This window comes from Pseudonocardia sp. P1, assembly GCF_000178675.2.
Taxonomy (GTDB): domain Bacteria; phylum Actinomycetota; class Actinomycetes; order Mycobacteriales; family Pseudonocardiaceae; genus Pseudonocardia.
The window spans coordinates 989,100-1,007,872 of the sequence record NZ_ADUJ02000001.1; the positions used below are offsets into that span (position 1 = coordinate 989,100).

13 protein-coding genes and 2 rRNA genes are annotated in these 18,773 nt (G+C 72.3%); 2 read left to right on the plus strand and 13 right to left on the minus strand.

The genetic code is table 11. The annotated features are described in order from the left end of the window. Positions 1–3 precede the first annotated feature (3 nt). Positions 4–996: an LLM class F420-dependent oxidoreductase gene (locus tag PP1_RS04085; RefSeq protein ID WP_010241418.1), complete on the minus strand. Its 993-nt coding sequence runs from the start codon at positions 994–996 to the stop codon at positions 4–6. A gap of 109 nt (positions 997–1,105) precedes the next feature. On the opposite strand from PP1_RS04085, the gene PP1_RS04090 reads away from it, so the two are divergent. Beyond that, positions 1,106–2,104: a DUF1707 domain-containing protein gene (locus PP1_RS04090; RefSeq protein WP_010241417.1), complete on the plus strand. Its 999-nt coding sequence runs from the start codon at positions 1,106–1,108 to the stop codon at positions 2,102–2,104. Positions 2,105–2,119: 15 nt separating this feature from the next. On the opposite strand, the gene PP1_RS04095 is transcribed toward PP1_RS04090, so the two are convergent. From PP1_RS04095 to PP1_RS04140, 10 genes are all read right to left on the minus strand, one after another. Beyond that, the gene (locus PP1_RS04095) at positions 2,120–2,758 is read right to left on the minus strand and encodes an NUDIX domain-containing protein (protein ID WP_010241415.1); all 639 of its coding nucleotides are present in this window, start codon (positions 2,756–2,758) and stop codon (positions 2,120–2,122) included. Between the two features lie 326 nt (positions 2,759–3,084). Beyond that, positions 3,085–4,860: a CTP synthase gene (locus PP1_RS04100; RefSeq protein WP_083697109.1), complete on the minus strand. Its 1,776-nt coding sequence runs from the start codon at positions 4,858–4,860 to the stop codon at positions 3,085–3,087. 24 nt (positions 4,861–4,884) lie between these two features. Continuing rightward, positions 4,885–5,802, minus strand: a complete 918-nt coding sequence (locus tag PP1_RS04105; RefSeq protein WP_075314168.1) for a copper transporter — start codon at positions 5,800–5,802, stop codon at positions 4,885–4,887. Further along, on the minus strand, positions 5,799–6,974 hold the full coding sequence (gene steA, locus PP1_RS04110; RefSeq protein WP_029239821.1) for a putative cytokinetic ring protein SteA: 1,176 nt from the start codon (positions 6,972–6,974) through the stop codon (positions 5,799–5,801). The genes PP1_RS04105 and steA overlap by 4 nt, the downstream gene beginning before the upstream one ends. A gap of 130 nt (positions 6,975–7,104) precedes the next feature. Continuing rightward, positions 7,105–8,949 (minus strand): DNA repair protein RecN, encoded by a 1,845-nt coding sequence (gene recN / locus PP1_RS04115; RefSeq protein WP_083697337.1) that lies wholly within the window; start codon positions 8,947–8,949, stop codon positions 7,105–7,107. A 100-nt stretch (positions 8,950–9,049) separates the two neighbouring features. After that, on the minus strand, positions 9,050–9,961 hold the full coding sequence (locus PP1_RS04120; protein WP_010226916.1) for an NAD kinase: 912 nt from the start codon (positions 9,959–9,961) through the stop codon (positions 9,050–9,052). Further along, positions 9,958–10,782: a TlyA family RNA methyltransferase gene (locus PP1_RS04125; RefSeq protein WP_010226914.1), complete on the minus strand. Its 825-nt coding sequence runs from the start codon at positions 10,780–10,782 to the stop codon at positions 9,958–9,960. The genes PP1_RS04120 and PP1_RS04125 overlap by 4 nt, the downstream gene beginning before the upstream one ends. A gap of 2 nt (positions 10,783–10,784) precedes the next feature. Further along, positions 10,785–10,991, minus strand: coding sequence for a hypothetical protein (locus PP1_RS04130; protein WP_010226912.1), 207 nt, complete (start codon positions 10,989–10,991; stop codon positions 10,785–10,787). Between the two features lie 266 nt (positions 10,992–11,257). Further along, positions 11,258–12,277, minus strand: a complete 1,020-nt coding sequence (locus tag PP1_RS04135; protein WP_010226910.1) for an HAD hydrolase-like protein — start codon at positions 12,275–12,277, stop codon at positions 11,258–11,260. Continuing rightward, the gene (locus tag PP1_RS04140; protein ID WP_212592099.1) at positions 12,274–13,572 is read right to left on the minus strand and encodes a tetratricopeptide repeat protein; all 1,299 of its coding nucleotides are present in this window, start codon (positions 13,570–13,572) and stop codon (positions 12,274–12,276) included. Before PP1_RS04140 ends, PP1_RS04135 begins: the two co-directional genes overlap by 4 nt. Here PP1_RS04140 and PP1_RS04145 point away from each other — a divergent pair. After that, complete coding sequence (locus PP1_RS04145) at positions 13,534–15,423, plus strand: hypothetical protein (RefSeq protein ID WP_075314166.1); 1,890 nt, start codon at positions 13,534–13,536, stop codon at positions 15,421–15,423. The two genes, PP1_RS04140 and PP1_RS04145, sit on opposite strands and share 39 nt — an antisense overlap. Before the next feature lies 1 nt (position 15,424). On the opposite strand, the gene rrf is transcribed toward PP1_RS04145, so the two are convergent. Both rrf and PP1_RS04155 read right to left on the minus strand, forming a co-directional pair. Next, positions 15,425–15,541, minus strand: a 5S ribosomal RNA gene (gene rrf, locus PP1_RS04150). 130 nt (positions 15,542–15,671) lie between these two features. Continuing rightward, a 23S ribosomal RNA gene (locus PP1_RS04155) occupies positions 15,672–18,772 on the minus strand. Between the last annotated feature and the right edge of the window lies 1 nt (position 18,773).

Here is an 18,773-nt window from a genome sequence, read left to right on the forward strand (position 1 = left end):
CCCTCAGCCCCGCAGTGCCGGCACGACCTCGCGCTCGAACAGCTCGATGCCGGACCGGTCGTAGGCGGCCTCCGGGAAGTAGAAGATGCCGTAGCTCATGCCCTCGTCCTGCAGGGCGGAGAGCTTCTCGACGATCTGCTCCGGGGTCCCGACGCCGGGCAGCCCGCGGAACGCGCCCAGCGCGCCCTCGGCCTTCTCCGCGCCGACGATCGGCTCGAGCCGGGCCCGGAGCTGCTGCAGCCGGTCCTCGACCTCCGCCTCGGTGGTGCCGATCGCGACGTTGTAGTTCGCCGACCGGACGATCGCGTCGTAGTCGGTGCCGAGCTCGGCGCAGTGCCCGGCCAGCACCGACGACTTGTGCCGGAAGCCCTCGAGCGTGCCGTCGAAGTTGGTGTACTGCGCGTAGCGTGCCGCGATCTTCAGCGTGACCTTCTCACCGCCACCGGCGATCCAGAGCGGGATGCCGCCGTCCTGCAGCGGGCGGGGCGCGACGATGGCGCCGTCGACCTGGTAGTGCCTGCCGTCGAGGGTGGCCCGGCCGTCCCGCCACGCCTGCGCGAAGATCTGCACGCCCTCGTCGAGCATCCCGAGCCGCTCACCCGGCCGCGGGAAGCCGTAGCCGTAGGCGCGCCACTCGTGCTCGTACCAGCCGCCGCCGATGCCCATCTCGACCCGGCCCTTCGAGATCACGTCGGTCGTCGCGGCGACCTTCGCCAGGTAGGCGGGGTTGCGGTAGGCCATGCAGGTGCACATCTGGCCGAGCCGGACCCGATCGGTCGTCGCGGCGAACGCCGCCATCAGGCTCCAGGCCTCGTGGCAGGCCTCGTCGGTCGGCTCCGGGACGGTGTGGAAGTGGTCGTAGACCCACACCGACTCCCAGGTGTCGCCGCGGTCGGCGTACTCGGCGAGCCCGCGCATCACGTCCCACTGTGCGGTGGGATCGATGCCGACGAGATCGAGCCGCCAGCCCTGGGGAACGAAGAGTCCGAATCGCATTCCCCGAGCCTAGGGCGACGGGCCGCCGCCGTCCGTCACGCCACGGTGTGGCGGGTCGCCCGGCGCGGAACGTCGCCGGTGGACGGTCCGGGCGGATACCGTCGCGTCCATGAGCACGCGACCGATCGGCTACGCCGAGCAGGAGGACGCGGTGCGGGCCCTGTCCCGGCACTACACGGGCGGACGGCTGGACGTCGACGCGTTCGACGACCGGGTCCGGCGGGCCCGCGCGGCGACGACGGTCGCGGACCTCGCACCGCTGTTCGCGGACCTGCCCGAGCCGCACCCGGACGCCCTGCGGGACACCGGCGGCGCGAGCAGTGCGTCCACCGACGGCACCCCGACGGATACCGGCAGCCCGGACCGCGCCGGAGACGGAGACACCGGCACCGGGGGCGCGGAGGCGACCGCCCGCATCCGCCCACCGGATCCGACACTCTCCGCGCCGGCGGAGCCGGACCCGTCCGGTCACCCCGCCGCGGGCCCCTACCCCGACTCCTCTCCGACGACGGGGCAGCCGCACCCGGGCTCGCCGTGGTCGGCGTACGACGACTCCCCGGCCCACGGCGGCGACGCGTACGGCGCACCGGGCGGCCCTGCCGGCCCGGCCGGAGCCGGGTACGGCGGCCCCGGATACGGAGCTCCGGGGTACGGGCCCCCCGGTCCGGACACCCCGGGGTACGGCGCGGGCTACGGAGCCGGCTACGAGGGCGGCTGGGGAGCCGCGGGATACCAGCCCGGCTACGGGCCCGGGCAGACGCCGGGCGCTCCCGGGTGGGCGCCGGGCCCGGGCGGACCGGCGTACCCGCCGCACGCGGGCCCGCCCGCCTACGGCCCCTACGGCTACGACCCGGCCGCACCGTTCGGCCGCGAGGCCTGGTCCGGGCGGCCGTACTCGGACAAGCAGAAGATCGTCGCCGGGTTGCTGCAGCTGTTCCTGCCGTTCGGGATCGGCCGCTTCTACTCCGGCCACACCGGGCTCGCGATAGCCCAGCTGCTCGTCATGATCTTCACGTTCGGGCTGGGCGCGATCTGGAGCTTCATCGACGGGATCGTGATCCTCGCGGGCAGCCCCACCGACCCCGACGGCAGGCCGTTGCGACCGTAGCCGCGGTGCCGGTCGTCAGTCGTCGCCGTCGCGGCGGCGGGCGAAACGCTCCGGCCGGTCGGTCCAGGCGGTGCCGGGCGGCCGGGGCTCGAACTCGCCTGCCAGCACCGAGCGGGCGGCGAGCAGCCCGGCGCAGGACACCGCGTTGACGATCTCGCCGGAGAACACCATCCCGACGGCGTCCTCCAGTGCGATCCAGCGCAGCTCGAGATCGGCCTCCTCGTCGTCGCCCAGGTCGGGGCGCGGCTTCTCGACGAGGTCGCGGGCCAGGAAGATCCGCACGGACTCGTCGGAGAACCCGGGCGACGGGACGACGTCGAGCAGCACCGACCAGTCCGACGCCGTCAGCCCGGCCTCCTCGGTCAGCTCCCGGTCGGCGGTGACGGCGGGGTCCTCGCCGGCCACGTCGAGCAGGCCCGCGGGCAGCTCCCACAGCCGTCGTCGCACGGCGTGCCGGTACTGGTGCAGCATCCGCACCCGGCGGTGCTCGTCGACGGCGACGATCGCGACCGCACCGGGGTGCTCCAGGATCTCCCGGGTCGCGACACGGCCACCGGGCATCACGACCCGGTCGGAGCGCAACGCCATGACCCGGCCCGAGTAGATGTCGGTGGCCGAGCGGACCGGGAAGTCGTGCTCGCCGGGGCGGGTCATCGGGACACCGCCGCGCGCACGGGTGCGGGAACGCTGAACGAGACGATCACGCCTCGCACAGTAGTGGCCGGGCGGCGCCTCCCGCGCTCCCGACGACGGCGGCCGGCGACGCGCACCGCCCGGCGGTCCCCGGCACGCGCCGGATGGGTAGCGGCTCGCCCGGCCCGGTGCGGCAGCCGCACCCGGCCGTCCGGCGTGAGACCGCCCGGCTTGGCGGGGCCATGGCCCGGGACCGCCCGACACGGCCGACGGGAACGCGGGCGGCGCCCGGAGAGGCGAACGGCGGCCGTACCCGGACCGGGACGGCCGCCGTCGGCGCGGGTGGATCAGCTGCCGGGCGTGCTCTCCGCCGGCACGGAGCCGTTGGTACCGGTGGAACCGGCCGGCTCGTCGCCCTCGACCAGCTCGGCGTCGTCGTCGCCGTTGGCGCGGCCGGGCAGCCGGACCGGCAGCCGGTCCTCGGCGCGGTACCGCAGCGCAGCCTTCACGAACGCCGCGAACAGCGGGTGCGGCCGCGTGGGGCGGCTCTTCAGCTCGGGGTGCGCCTGGGTACCGACGAAGAACGGGTGCTGCGACGCCGGCAGCTCCACGAACTCGACGAGCGTGCCGTCCGGCGACGTGCCGAACACGAGCCCGGCGTCGGCGAGCTGCTGCCGGTAGGCGTTGTTGACCTCGAACCGGTGCCGGTGGCGCTCGGAGATCTCCCGCGCCCCGTAGGCCTTGGCCGCGACGGAGCCGGGCTGCAGCACCGCCGGGTAGGCGCCCAGCCGCATGGTGCCGCCCATGTCCCGCTCCCCCGCGACGACGTCGCGCTGGGTCGCCATCGTCGAGATCACCGGGTGCTCGGTGTCCGGGTCGAACTCCGAGGAGCTCGCCCCGTCGAGCCCGGCGATGCTGCGCGCGGCCTCGATCACCATGCACTGCAGGCCGAGACACAGTCCCAGGGTCGGGATGCCGCGGGTGCGGGCGTGGGTGATCGCCCCGAGCTTGCCCTCGATGCCGCGGATGCCGAAACCGCCGGGCACGAGGACGGCGTCGACGCCGTCGAGCGCGTCGGCCGCGCCGGCCGGCGTCTCGCAGGAGTCCGACGGGACCCAGCGGACGGCGACCTTCGCGTGGTGGGCGAACCCGCCGGCACGCAGCGCCTCGGTGACCGACAGGTACGCGTCGGGCAGGTCCACGTACTTCCCGACGAGCGCGATCGTCGCGGTCTCCTGCGGGTGGTGCACCCGCTCCAGCAGGTCGCCCCAGACGGTCCAGTCGACGTCGCGGAACGGCAGGCCGAGCCGGCGCACGACATAGGCGTCGAGACCCTCGCCGTGCAGCACCTTCGGGATGTCGTAGATCGACGGGGCGTCGGCGCACGCCGCGACGCCGTCGAGCTCGACGTCGCACATCAGCGAGATCTTGCGCTTCATCGCCCCCGGGATCTCCCGGTCGGCCCGGAGCACGAGCGCGTCCGGCTGGATACCGATGTTGCGCAGCGCGGCGACGGAGTGCTGGGTCGGCTTCGTCTTCAGCTCGCCCGACGGCGCCAGGTACGGCACCAGCGAGACGTGCAGGAAGAAGCAGTTGTCCCGGCCGACCTCGTGCCGCACCTGGCGGGCGGCCTCGACGAACGGCAGCGACTCGATGTCGCCGATGGTGCCGCCGACCTCGGTGATCACGACGTCCGGCGCGATGCCCTCCGCGTCGGGCTCCGCCATCGCGAGGACGCGGTCCTTGATCTCGTTCGTGATGTGCGGGATGACCTGCACGGTGTCGCCCAGGTACTCGCCGCGGCGCTCCTTGGCGATCACCTCGGAGTACACCTGGCCGGTGGTGACGTTGGCCCGGCCCTGCAGGTCGCGATCCAGGAAGCGCTCGTAATGACCGACGTCGAGGTCGGTCTCCGCACCGTCCTCGGTCACGAAGACCTCGCCGTGCTGGAACGGGTTCATCGTTCCGGGATCGACGTTGAGGTACGGGTCGAGCTTCTGCATGGTGACGCGGAGCCCGCGAGCGGTGAGCAGTTGGCCCAGGCTCGAAGCGGTGAGGCCCTTACCCAGCGAGGATGCGACCCCACCGGTGACGAACAGATGACGGGTGGCGCGAGTCTGCACGGAGCTTCAGCCTACCGATCGCGCTCAGAGGGTCGGAACCGGGCCCGTGGAACCCGCGCCGGAGCCGTACTGACCGGCCCGTCCGGCGTTGCGCTCGGCGAGCGCGAGGACGGTCGCGACCCGGCCTGCCGAGGTGCCGACGCCGTCGACGGTCGACGGTCCGGGTCCCTGGCCGGCCTCCGCGCGGACGGCCCCCACGGCCGACGACGGGCCGGCGTCCCGTCCGGCGAGCACCGCCCCGGCGCCGCGGCGGTCCAGCTCGTCGGCGAGCCCGGCGGCGGTCGCCGCGGACCCCGCGGCGTCGACACCGCCGAACGCGCCGCCGGTGACGACGACGGCGAGCCGCCCGGCGGACAGCTCCCCCTCCGGCGTCTCGGCGAAGCCACCCCCGGCGAGCCCGGCGACGACCGCACCGGCCTGCTGCGGGTCCGGCGCGGCCCCGCCCTGCGGGGCGAGCAACGCGGAGCCGAGCAGGCCACCGGCGAGCGCTCCGGCGTCCGACGACGCCGGCAGCTGCGCCCCGGCGGGCAGCAGCCGCGCGGACAGGTCCCGCAGCTGGTCGGCGCGGGCCGGGTCGGTGACCGCCGGGGTGAGCACGACCTCGCCCGCGACGCTCCCGCCGGCGGTGGTGATCAGCTCGGCGACAGCGCGCGTGTCGGCCGGGTCGGCCCCGAGCGCGACGACGGTGACGGGCACCCCGGCGAGCTTCTCCCTGACCAGCCCGGGCGCGGTGCGCGCGGTGAACTCGTCGCTCGCCCGCTGCTGCGCCGCGAGCGTGTCCCGCTCGGTGCGCAGCTGGTCGATCTCACCGGTGCCGGTGGTCGACGCGACCGTGCTCGCGATCCGCTGCGGCAGCCCGACGGTCGCGACGGCGACCCCGGCGGCCAGTGCCAGCACGAAGACGGCGACCAGGGCGATCCGGTGGTAGCGCCGCGAGATCACGCCGGGAACCAGGACCGCACGGTCTCGACCAGCCCACCGGCCCATTCCAGCACCGCGGGCCCGGCGCCGGAGACGAGCACCGCCACCACGACGGCGACGAGTGCCGCGGCGATCAGCAGGAGCAGCGGCGCGAACGACGTCCGGCTCCGGTACATCTGCGCGATCATCTCGCCGTCGACGACCGACCCGCCTGCCTGCAGCCGGGTCAGGAACGTCGACGCGTTGCTGCCGGACCGGCCGCGGTCGAGGAACTCCGCCATCGACGCCGACAGCCCCACGGTGACGATCATGCTGGCGCCACGGTGGTGCGCCAGCAGCAGCGCGAGGTCCTCCGGGTTGGCCATCGACGGGAAGGTGACCGCACTCGCGCCGAGGTCCTGCACGCGGTGCAGACCGGGGGCGTGCCCGTCCGGGAAGGCCGGCACGACGACGTCGGCCCCGCTGGTCAGCGCCTGGTTCGACACCTCCGACGGGTCGGCGACGATCAGGTCGGGCCGGTACTTCGCGTTGACCAGCGCGTCCGCACCGGCACCGACGCCGACCAGCACCGGCCGGTACTCCTTGATGTAGGCCCGCAGCCGCTTCAGCACCCCCGCGTACTCGAAACCGGCGGCGACGACGAGCACGGGGCGCCCGTCGAGCGCGATGTCGATCTCCGGGACCCCGTGGCCGTCGAGGAGCAGGGACCGCTCACGGCGCATGAACTCGGTGGTGTTCGCGGCGAACGCCTCGAGCTGGTGGGTGAGCCCCTGCTTGGCCTCGTCGAGGGCGTCGGCGACGGTGTCCTCGGTCTGTTCGCGGCCCTCGCCGAGCGGCTGCTCCCCCGAGTACAGGACTCCCTCGTGGAGCCGGACCTTCGCGCCGTCCTTGACCGAACGCATGATCTCGGTGCCGCAGTCGTCGACGAGCGGGACCCCGGCCTCCACCAGCACCTGGGGGCCCAGGTTCGGGAACCGGCCGGAGATCGACGGCGACGCGTTGACGACCGCCGCGACCCGCGCGGCCACCAGTGCGTCGGCGGTGGCGCGGTCGAGGTCGACCTGGTCGAGGACGACGATGTCACCGGGCCGGAGCCGGCGCAGCAGGGCTTCGGTACGACGGTCGGTGCGGGCCGGGCCGGTCAGCCCCGGCAGCTCCGGTCGCGTTCGGTGCAGCAGGCCGGACAGCTTCATGGCGGGCACTGTGACACCCGGGAGGCCCGGGACGGTGCAGGCACGCCGCAGCGTGACCACAGTGTCACCGCCCGAGGCACGACGCCAGCCCCCCGACGGGACACCCTGTCGCGACGGCGACGCGGGACCCTCACCCGGCCTGTGCGACCTTCCGGCGCCGGGTGCCGCTCCCGCCGCGTGTCGCGCCGGCCCGCCGCGACCGGGCCTGGGCCAGGTCCGCCGGCTGCTCGGCGGCGCGGTCGGCCTGCCGGTGCGCGGTGGCCGCGGCGAGCAGCTCCTCGGCGTGCGCGCGCCCGGTGTCGGTGTCGTCCATCCCGGCGAGCATGCGGGCCAGCTCCTGGGTCCGCTCCTCCTCGGACAGCCGCGTCACGCTGGAGCGGGTGACACCCTCCTCACCGGAGGCCTTGTGCACCACGAGGTGCCGGTCGGCGTAGGCCGCGACCTGCGGCAGGTGTGTCACGACGATCACCTGGTGGCGGGCGGCCAGCCGCGCGAGGCGACGCCCGATCTCGACCGCGGCCCGGCCACCGACGCCGGCGTCGACCTCGTCGAAGACCATCGTCGGCACCGGGTCGGAACCGGCCAGTGCGACCTCGAGGGCGAGCATCACCCGGGAGAGCTCACCGCCGGAGGCGCCCTTGTGCAGCGGCTGCGCGCTCGCCCCGGCGTGCGGGACCAGGCGGATCTCCACCTCGTCGACCCCGCCGCTGCCGGCGTGGCACTCGCGTCCGCCGACGACGAGGGACGGCCCCCCGTCACCGGCGGGCCGGGGCGCGACACCGACCTGCAGCTGCGCGTCCTTCATGGCCAGCCCGGCGAGTTCGGCGGTCGTCGCCTCGGCGAGCCGCCCGGCCGCCTCGGTGCGTGCCGCGGTGACCTCGGCGGCGTGGCCGGCCAGGTCGCGGGCCAGCTCGTCGCGGCGGCGGGCCAGGTCGGCGAGCGCCTCGTCGGAGGTATCCAGCCCGGCGAGCCGGTCGCGCGCCGTCGCGGCCCAGTCCAGGACACCGTCGGTGTCGGCCGCGTACTTGCGGGTGAGCGACTTCAGCTCGGCCTGCCGGGCGAGCACCTGGGACAGGCGCTCCGGGTCGGCGTCGAGCCCGTCGAGGTAGACCGACACCTCGGCGGCCGCATCGGCCAGCACGGCGATCGCCTCGGCCAGGCGCGGCCCCAGCCCGGCCAGCGCGGGATCGTCGCTGCCCTCGGCCAGTCCCTTGGCCTGCCCCGCGAGGCCGACCGCCCCGGGGGTCTCGCCGTCGTCGGAGCCGGACAGCGCCATCCGGGTCCCCTCCGCGGCGGAGCGCAGGTCGTCGGCCTCCACCATCCGGCGGGCCTGGTCGACGAGCGCACGGTCCTCACCGGGCTGCGGGTCGACGGAGTCGATCTCGGCGAGGCCGTGCCGCAGCATGTCGGCCTCCTGGGCGAGCCGGCGCGCGTTGTCGCGGCGCTCGGCCAGCTCGGTGACGACCTCCAGCCACTCGGCGCGCACCGCGCGGTAGGCGGCGAGGGGCGTCGCGACCGGGTCACCGGCGAAGCGGTCGAGCAACGCGCGCTGGTCCGAGCCGCGCAGCAGGCGGAGCTGGTCGTTCTGCCCGTGCACGGCGAGCTGGGCCTCGGCGAGACGGCCGAGCACGCCGTTCGGCACCGACCGGCCACCCAGATGCGCGCGGGACCCCCCGTCGGCGGAGACGGTGCGGGCGGCGATCAGCGTGCCGTCGTCGTCCGCCTCGGCGCCGACCTCCTCGGCCAGCGCGAGCGCACCGGGGGACGCCGTGAACCGCCCCTCCACGACGGCCCGCCGCGCGCCCGCGGACACCCGCGACGACTCGGCGCGACCTCCACCGAGCAGGTTCAGCCCCGTCACCGCCATGGTCTTACCGGCCCCTGTCTCGCCGGTGAGCACGGTCAGGCCCGGGTCGAGCTCCAGGGTCGCGTCGTCGATCACGCCGAGTCCCTGGATCCGCATCTCGGACAACATGCGGGCGACCATACGTTCGAAGACCGACGGGCACCATGCTCGACGCGCCACGAGACCGAACGGATGTTCGCGCGGTCGGCTCCGTGCGCCGAACGGTCGATCAGGTGTTCGATCCCCGGCCGCGCCAGCCGCGGACGGGGAGATCGAACTTCCGGACCAGGCGGTCGGCGAACGGCTGCGCGGCGAGCCGCACCATCCGGACCGGCTCGGTCGCCCGGCTGAGCTCGACCCGGGAGCCGGGCGGCACCGAGACGGTGCGACGGCCGTCGCAGTCGAGGACCGCCGACGGGCCGTCGGCGGACACCTCGATCGCCACCGCGCTGTCCGGTGCGATGACCATCGGCCGGGCGAACAGGGCGTGCGCGTTGCTGGGGACGACGAGCAGCGCCTGCACCTGCGGCCAGATCAGCGGCCCGCCCGCGGAGAAGGCGTAGGCGGTCGACCCGGTCGGGGTCGAGCAGAGCACCCCGTCGCACCCGAACGACGACACCGGCCGGCCGTCGACCTCCAGGACGACCTCCAGGATCCGCCCGCGGGTGTTCTTCTCGACGACGGCCTCGTTCAACGCCCAGGTGCGGCCCAGGACGGTGCCGTTCGACCGGACGACGGCCTCGAGCGTGGTGCGTTCCTCCACCTCGTAGTCGCCGGCGGCGAGCTTCTCCAGGGCCTCGTCGAGGGTGTCCTCCTCGGCCTCGGCGAGGAATCCGACGTGCCCGAGGTTGACGCCGAGCAGCGGCACCCCGGCCGGGCGGGCGAGATCGGCGGCGCGCAGCAGCGTGCCGTCGCCGCCCAGGACGAGCACCGCCTCGGCACCGCGGGCGCACTCCGGACTGCCCGGGACCTGCACCGGGGTGAAGTCCTCCGGCACGTCGGGATCGGCGCCCAGCTCCGCCCACTCGTCGGCGAGCACCCGGACCCGCAGCCCGAGCCGGGCGAGCTCGTTCATGACGTTCAGCGCGGTCTTGCGGTTCGCCGGACGCCCGGTGTGCAGGACGAGCAGGATCTCCCTCATGCCGGCCCTCCCGCGACGGCACCGGCCAGCAGCGGCTCCAGGTCGGGCGCGGTCGTGGCCCCGCCGGCGCCCGGGCGGTGCAGGTGCAGGAAGTACTCGACGTTGCCGGAGGGCCCCGGCAGCGGGCTGGCCGTCGCGTCGAGCACGACCAGACCCAGGTCGACGGCCGTGGCCGCGACCTCGCGCAGCGTCTCGGTCCGCAGCTCCGGGCTGCGCACGACGCCGCCGGACCCGAGCCGCTGCTTCCCCACCTCGAACTGGGGCTTGACCATCGGCAGCAGATCGCCGCCGGGCGCGGTGCAGGCGGTCAGTGCGGGCAGGACGGTGCGCAGCGAGATGAAGGAGAGGTCGGCGACGGTCAGGTCCACCGGACCCCCGATCGCGTCCGGCTCGAGCGCGCGCACGTTGGTGCGGTCGTGCACGTGGACGCGCTCCTCGGACTGCAGCCGCCACACCAGCTGGCCGTATCCGACGTCGGCGGCGACCACCTCGCGCGCACCGCGGGTGAGCAGCACGTCGGTGAACCCCCCGGTGGAGGCGCCGGCGTCGAGGCAGCGGAGACCGGCGGGGTCGACGCCGGTGAACGCGTCGAGGGCGCCGAGCAGCTTCTTCGCGCCGCGTGAGGCCCACTCGGGTTCGCCGTCGTCGTCCGGGCGGACGACGACGGGCGCGTCCCGGTCGACGACGGTGGCGGCCTTCCCGGCGGGCATGCCGTTGACCGAGACGCGGCCGGCGGCGATCAGCTCCGCGGCCTGGCCGCGGGAGCGGGCGAGCCGGCGCCGGACCAGCTCGGCGTCCAGGCGGGATCGGGTGGGCGCCACCCTCAGCCCCGCTCCGACCCGGCGGTGAGCGCCCGGCCGAGCGCCGAGTGCACCCGCTCGAACGCCTCCGGGTGCTCGGACACCGGGCGCTCGGCGAGGGAGTCGAGGCCGGCGACGGCCTCGTCGACGTCGGCGCGCAGGTCGGCGACCGGACGCTGCTCCGGCGGACGCGGGTCACCCGGGCGCGGGCCGGGTGTGGGGACGCTCATCGATGATCTCCGGGGACGGGGGACTCGTCGTCACGGTAGCCGACCCCACCGACGGCCGGACGCGACGGCCGACCCGACGGACAGGTCGCGGTCACCGGTGCGCCGGACGGCCTCGGGCGCACCGGCATCCGGTCGCCGCGGCGGCACCGCCCGTGGATCACCGGGCCGCGTCGGCCCGCCCATCGAGCCGCCCGTCGAGGGGTCGCCGGGGCGGTCGTCAGACCACCACTCGTGGCCGGTCCTCGGGCCGACCGTCGATCCGCTCGTCAGTCCGCTCGTCGGTCCGCTCGCCGGTCTGCGAGGCCCAGTTCGTGCAGCACGCCCGCGGCCACGTCTCCGGAGGCGGTGACCCGGTGCGTGCCGTGCTCCCATGCGGCGGCGCAGAGCACCCGGAGCGCGTCCACGACGGGCTCGTCGCCGTGGCCGTCACCGGACAGCACGAGGGCATCGCCGTCGATCTCGGCCCGCCAGCCGTCCCGGGCGCCGGGCACGAGCTCGTCCGGGTGCCGGGTGAGCGCAGCCAGATCGGCCCCGATGTAGGTCGGACGCAGTGCGGGAGGCGCGGCGAGCAGGTCGGCGGCACCGCTGACGCCGGTGAGGACCATCAGCGACGGCGCACCGAGGGCGTTCGCGCCCTCGATGTCGGTGTCGAGCCGGTCGCCGAGCACCAGCGGCCGGTCGGCGTCGCCCTGCCCCTCGCGGAGCAGGCGCGCGCCCGGCTTGCCGGCGACGGCCGGTTCCACACCGGAGGCGTTCCGCACGACCTGCACCATCGAGCCGTTCCCCGGCAGGGGGCCGCGCTCGGTCGGGAGCGTGAGGTCGACGTTCGTCGCGACCCAGAGCGCTCCCGCCCGGATCGCGAGGACGGCCTCGGTCAGCTGCCGCCATCCGGTGTCCGGCGAGTGCCCCTGGACGACGGCGTCGGCCCCCTCCCCCGTGCCGGTCGGCACGAGGCCCCGTTCCCGGACCTCGTCGGCCAGCGCCGGGGTACCGAGGACGAGCACCGTCGCCCCGGACGGCAGGCGTTCGGCCAGCATCGCGGCACCGGCCTGGGCGCTGGTGCGGACGTCCGCCACGCGCGCCGGGAACCCCAGGTCCGCGAGGTGCCCGGCGACGGTCGACGGGCTGCGCGAGGCGTTGTTGGTGACGTACACCGTCGGGACGCCGCGGAGCTCGGCGCTCCGCACGGCCTCCACCGCACCGGGGACCACGTCGGGTCCCCGGTACAGGGTGCCGTCCAGGTCGGCGAGGAGGACGTCGTGCCGGGACAGCAGGTCGTCGGTCACGGCCGGTCCGCCTCGGTGCCGTCCGACGGGCGGTCGTGCTCGTCGGCATCGGAGGTGCCGTCGACCGCGTGGTCGTCGCCTCCCTCGGGGTTGTCGCCGATCCCGGGGGCGTCGCCGGCCTCCGGGGAGTCCTCGGCCTCCGCCGAGACGCCGACCTCCGCCGTGTCATCGGCCTCTGCGGTGTCACCGACGTCCGCGGTGTCACCGGCCTCCGCGGTGTCACCGACCTGTGCCGCCGGCTCCGAGACGGCCTCGGGCGCCGGGACCGTCGCGTCCTCGACACCGGCATCCTCGGCACCGGGCTCCTCGGCACCGGGCTCCTCGACGAACTCGTCGACGGGGACGTCCTCCCAGCCGATGGTCATCCCGTCGTCGTCGACGCCGGGGAGCTCGTCCCCGGTGAGCTCGGCGATCCGGGCGGCCGCGTCGGTCTGCCCGTCGGTGTCGGCGTCGTGCGCGTGCACGAACCACTGCACGGACTCCGACTCCCGGCCGGCGGCCAGGAGGTTGTCGGCGTAGGCGTAGAACAGCCGGGCGCTCCACGGGTCACGCCTCGCGGCGTCGAGCTCCGGCACCTGCAGCCCGACGACGGCAGCGTCCACCTCACCGAGATCGCGCCGCGCTCCGGCGGCGACGATGAGCAGCTCGATCCGCTCCTCGGCCCCGAGATCGCGCGCCTCCGGGCTCCGGGCGAGGTCGATCGCCCGCTCGGGACGGCCGAGTGCCCGCTCGATGTCGGCCATGACGTGGACGTGCCCGGGGCCACCACCCATCCGGCGGGCGGCCCGGAACTCTCCGAGCGCCTCGTTCCACTCACCGGCGTGGTAGGCGACGATCCCGGCGGCCTCCCGGACGACCGCGATACGGGACGCCCGGCGCCGCGCGTACCGCGCGTGCTCGAGCGCCCGCTCCGGGTCCTCGTCGACGAGAACGCCCGCGGCCACCAGGTGCCGCGCCACCGACTCCGCGGTCTCCTTCTGGAGCCCGCGCAGGTCCCGGCGCACGCTGCCGTCGAGGTCCGACGGCGTGATCGACGCGGGGAGGTCCGGCTCGGCCACGAAGGTCCGCTCGGCCGACTCCGGGATCACCCGGCGGCGCTCCTGCCTGCCGTCACGGCCGGCACCCGGCCGGTCGCGGCGATCGCCCGAGCGGTCGTCGCGGCGGCCACGCGGACGGTCGTCTCCCCGACGATCGTCACGCGGCCCGCGCGCCGGGCGCTCGGCCCGGTCACGCGCCGGCGGGACGTCGTCGGCGACGTGGTCGCCACGGGTACCGGGCTCCGGACCGCGGGACACGTCGGCACCGTCGTCCGCCCGGACGCCGGTCATCTCGGAAGCAGGCTCCGCGGCCCCGTCGTCCGGTACCCCCGCGACCGCCCGGTCGTCCTCGACGGGCGTGGCGACGGCCTCCTGCTCGAGCTGCTCGACGGCCGGAACGATCGCCGGAGCGGAGTCCGGGACGTCCTCGACGGCAGGAGCCCTCTCCTCGGGCGCAGCCCCGGCGTGGCCACCGAGGTCGCCCCCGGACGGCCGGTCGGCGCTGCCGGGCCGGGACGCGGATGCACGGTCCTCGACGGGACGGTCGTCCCTGTCGGCGGGCCGTGCATCGCGCAGGTCGCGATCTCCACCGTCGCGGAACGGACGGGCGCCACGGGCGTCGTCGCGATCGCGGTACGGGCGACCACCTCGCTGGTCCCGGTCGTCGCGGCCACGGAACGGACGGCCACCACGCTCGTCACGCTGGTCGTCGCGGTCACGGGACGGCCGGCGGTCGCGGTCGTCCCGGGCGCCGGCCGGCCTGCCGCCACGATCGTCACGATCACGGAACGGACGACCGCCACGGTCGTCGCCGCGGAAGGACCGACCGCCCCGATCGTCGCGGTCGCGGGACGGACGGCCGGCACCCCGGTCGTCGCGGTACCCGGACGGACGCCCACCGCGGTCGTCCCGGTCGTCACGGTCCCGGAACGAGCGGCCACCGCGGTCGTCCCGGTCGCCGTACGAGCGCCGACCGCGGTCGTCACGGTCGTCACGGCCGCGGAACGGCCGACCACCGCGGTCCTCCCGGTCACGACCGGGACGCCCGCCCCGGTCGTCACGGTCACGAGCGGGACGCCCGCCCCGGTCGTCGCGATCACGGAACGGACGGCCACCACGGTCGTCCCGGCCTCCCTCGGAGCGGCCCGAGCGGTCGCGGTCGTCACGGGGCCGGTAGGGCCGCCCGCCACGGTCGTCGTCACGGCCGGTGCCGCGACGGTCGTCGCCGAACGACCGTCCACCGCTGCGGGGGGCACCGCTCCGGTCGTCCCGGTCGCCGCTGTTCCAGCCACGATCGTCCCGACGGCCACCTGCCTCGCGACCGGGACGGCCGCCCCGGTCGTCCTCACGGAAGGTTCGACGACGAGTGTCGTCACCGCCGGAGGGACGCCTGTCGCCGCCGCGGAACGAGTCGCCCCGTCCGCGATCGTCGTAGGAACGACCCCCGCGGTCGTCGCGATCGCGGTCGGGCCGACGCCCCGCACCGTCACGCTCGCGCGGAGAACGGTCGTCGCGTCCACGGTAGGAGCTACCGCCCCGGTCGCCGGAGAATCGGCCGCCAGAGCCACTCCGGCGGTCACCGGACGGGCGGTCGTCCCGTCCCCGCCGGTCGCCGTCCGAACGGTCGTCGCGCGGTCGTCGGTCGTCGCGCTCGCCACGGCCGGCACCCCGGTCGGGCCTCCCCGACCACGAGCGCCCGCCGTCAGGACGATCGCCGCCCCGGCCACGCGCACCGTCACGGTCGTATCGCGGCCGGTCCCCGCCGCGGTCGTCGCGGCGCGGACGGTCGTCGCCGTCCCGTCGCCGACCGCGGTCCCCGCCGGCGTCGCCGCCCCGTCGCCGGTCGTCGGGACGCGACCACCCGGAGCCGGTACCCGTTCCACGACCGGCCGAGCGCTCGCCCCGCCGACCTTCGTTGCCTCCCCGGCCGTTGCCGGGACGATCCCCGTCCGTCACGTGGTCAGGGTACAAACGAACACCGTCGCTTCCGCGGTCGCCGACCGCACCGGGCGAACCGCTCCACGAACGAGTCGGGAGCGGACGCGCACAAGAAAAAAGGGGAGCCCGCTCGGTGACAGCACCGTTGCGGACTCCCCTTTCAGAGGTTGAATGTCGGCGGCGACCTACTCTCCCACACCCTGTCGAGTGCAGTACCATCGGCGCAGGAAGGCTTAGCTACCGGGTTCGGAATGGGACCGGGCGTTCCCCTACCGCCATAACCACCGACAACACTATCCAATTACATCTCCACGCCCCCTCACACCCCACACAGTGGGACACGAGAAAACCCAGGAAACAGAGACCACACAACCAGTGGTTGTGGACTCAGGGTCACACAGTGGATGCGAACAACATGTTGTGGCAAGCCCTCGGCCTATTAGTACCGGTCAACTCCACCCCTCACAAGGCTTCCATCTCCGGCCTATCAACCCAGTCATCTACTGGGAGCCTTACCCACTCAAGGTGGTGGGAGACCTCATCTTGGAACAGGCTTCCCGCTTAGATGCCTTCAGCGGTTATCCCTCCCGAACATAGCCAACCAGCCGTGCCCCTGGCGGGACAACTGGCACACCAGAGGTTCGTCCGTCCCGGTCCTCTCGTACTAGGGACAGCCTTCCTCAAGTCTCCAACGCGCGCGGCGGATAGGGACCGAACTGTCTCACGACGTTCTAAACCCAGCTCGCGTACCGCTTTAATGGGCGAACAGCCCAACCCTTGGGACCTACTCCAGCCCCAGGATGCGACGAGCCGACATCGAGGTGCCAAACCATGCCGTCGATATGGACTCTTGGGCAAGATCAGCCTGTTATCCCCGGGGTACCTTTTATCCGTTGAGCGACACCCCTTCCACCAGGAGGTGCCGGATCACTAGTCCCGACTTTCGTCCCTGCTCGACCCGTCAGTCTCACAGTCAAGCTCCCTTGTGCACTTACACTCAACACCTGATTGCCAACCAGGCTGAGGGAACCTTTGGGCGCCTCCGTTACTCTTTAGGAGGCAACCGCCCCAGTTAAACTACCCACCAGGCACTGTCCCTGAACCAGATCATGGCCCGAGGTTCAGACACCCAATTCGACCAGAGTGGTATTTCAACAACGACTCCACCGCCACTAGCGTGACGACTTCACAGTCTCCCACCTATCCTACACAAGCCGAACCGAGCATCAATACCAAGCTATAGTAAAGGTCCCGGGGTCTTTCCGTCCTGCCGCGCGTAACGAGCATCTTTACTCGTAATGCAATTTCGCCGAGTCTGTGGTCGAGACAGCGCCCAAGTCGTTACGCCATTCGTGCAGGTCGGAACTTACCCGACAAGGAATTTCGCTACCTTAGGATGGTTATAGTTACCACCGCCGTTTACTGGCGCTTAAATTCTCCGCTTCGCCCCCAAAGGAGCTAACAGGTCCTCTTAACGTTCCAGCACCGGGCAGGCGTCAGTCCGTATACATCGTCTTGCGACTTCGCACGGACCTGTGTTTTTAGTAAACAGTCGCTTGGGCCTGGTCTCTGCGACCACCCACCCCTAGCCCGCGAAGGGGCTTCAAGGCAGATGGCCCTCCTTCTCCCGAAGTTACGGAGGTATTTTGCCGAATTCCTTAACCACAGTTCGCTCGATCGCCTCGGTATTCTCTACCTGACCACCTGTGTCGGTTTGGGGTACGGGCCGCAACAGCACTCGCTAGAGGCTTTTCTCGACAGCATGGGATCACCCTCTTCGCCTCAATCGGCTACGCATCACCTCTCACCCTTGATGAGCCCCGGATTTACCTAGGACTCGGGCTACAGGCTTACACCACGACAACCACCGCGTGGCGGAGCTACCCTCCTGCGTCACCCCATCACTTGCCTACTACCGGATCGGATCCCACGCTCCCCCACAAACAACACTCCCGAAGGAGCGAAGGTGGGTTCGGATGGTTAGCATCACCGGCCCCGGCATGGACGCACTATCACGAGCACGGGAATATCAACCCGTTGTCCATCGACTACGCCTGACGGCCTCGCCTTAGGTCCCGGCTCACCCTGGGCGGAACAACCTGGCCCAGGAACCCTTGGTCATCCGGCGGCAGAGATTCTCACTCTGCATTCGCTACTCATGCCTGCATTCTCACTCCCACACCCTCCACCCGTAAATCACTCCCGGGCTTCACCAGATGCAGGACGCTCCCCTACCCAACAACACAACAGTGTCATTGCCACGGCTTCGGCGGTGCGCTTGAGCCCCGCTACATTGTCGGCGCAGGACCACTTGACCAGTGAGCTATTACGCACTCTTTCAAGGGTGGCTGCTTCTAAGCCAACCTCCTGGTTGTCCGGGCGATCCCACATCCTTTCCCACTTAGCGCACGCTTAGGGGCCTTAGCCGGTGATCTGGGCTGTTTCCCTCTCGACCACGAAGCTTATCCCCCGCAGTCTCACTGCCGCGCTCTCACTCACCGGCATTCGGAGTTTGGCTGACTTCGGTAAGCTTGTCGGCCCCCTAGGCCATCCAGTGCTCTACCTCCGATGAGAAACACACGACGCTGCACCTAAATGCATTTCGGGGAGAACCAGCTATCACGAAGTTTGATTGGCCTTTCACCCCTACCCACAGCTCATCCCCCAGGTTTTCAACCCTGGTGGGTTCGGGCCTCCACGACGTCTTACCGACGCTTCACCCTGGCCATGGGTAGATCACTCCGCTTCGGGTCTACACCCCGCGACTCCACCGCCCTATTCGGACTCGCTTTCGCTACGGCTACCCCACAACGGGTTAACCTCGCCACGAAGCATAACTCGCAGGCTCATTCTTCAAAAGGCACGCCATCACCCTGCAGCACAAGACTGCTCCAGGCTCTGACGGCTTGTAAGCACACGGTTTCAGGTACTATTTCACTCCCCTCCCGGGGTACTTTTCACCTTTCCCTCACGGTACTAGTCCGCTATCGGTCACCAGGTAGTATTTAGGCTTGACGGGTGGTCCCGCCAGATTCACAGCAAATTCCACGAGCTCGCTGCTACTCGAGAACAATGCCCACGACCAGACTCATGCTTTCGCGTACGGGGCTCTCACCCACTACGGCCGACCATCCCAGAGTCGTTCCGCTAACACAAACACTGGACCGTCCCATCCTCGGCAGAAGATGAACAGCACGTCTCACAACCCCGCATCCGCAACACCTGCCGGCTTGACACGGACACGGTTTAGCCTCTTCCGCTTTCGCTCGCCACTACTCACGGAATCACTGTTGTTTTCTCTTCCTGTGGGTACTGAGATGTTTCACTTCCCCACGTTCCCTCCACGCACCCTATGAATTCAGGTACGGGTAACACCCCATGACGGGTGCTGGGTTTCCCCATTCGGACACCCTCGGATCACAGTTCGGTTGACAACTCCCCGAGGACTATCGCGGCCTCCCACGTCCTTCATCGGCTCCTGATGCCCAGGCATCCACCATGTGCTCTTAACAACTTGACCA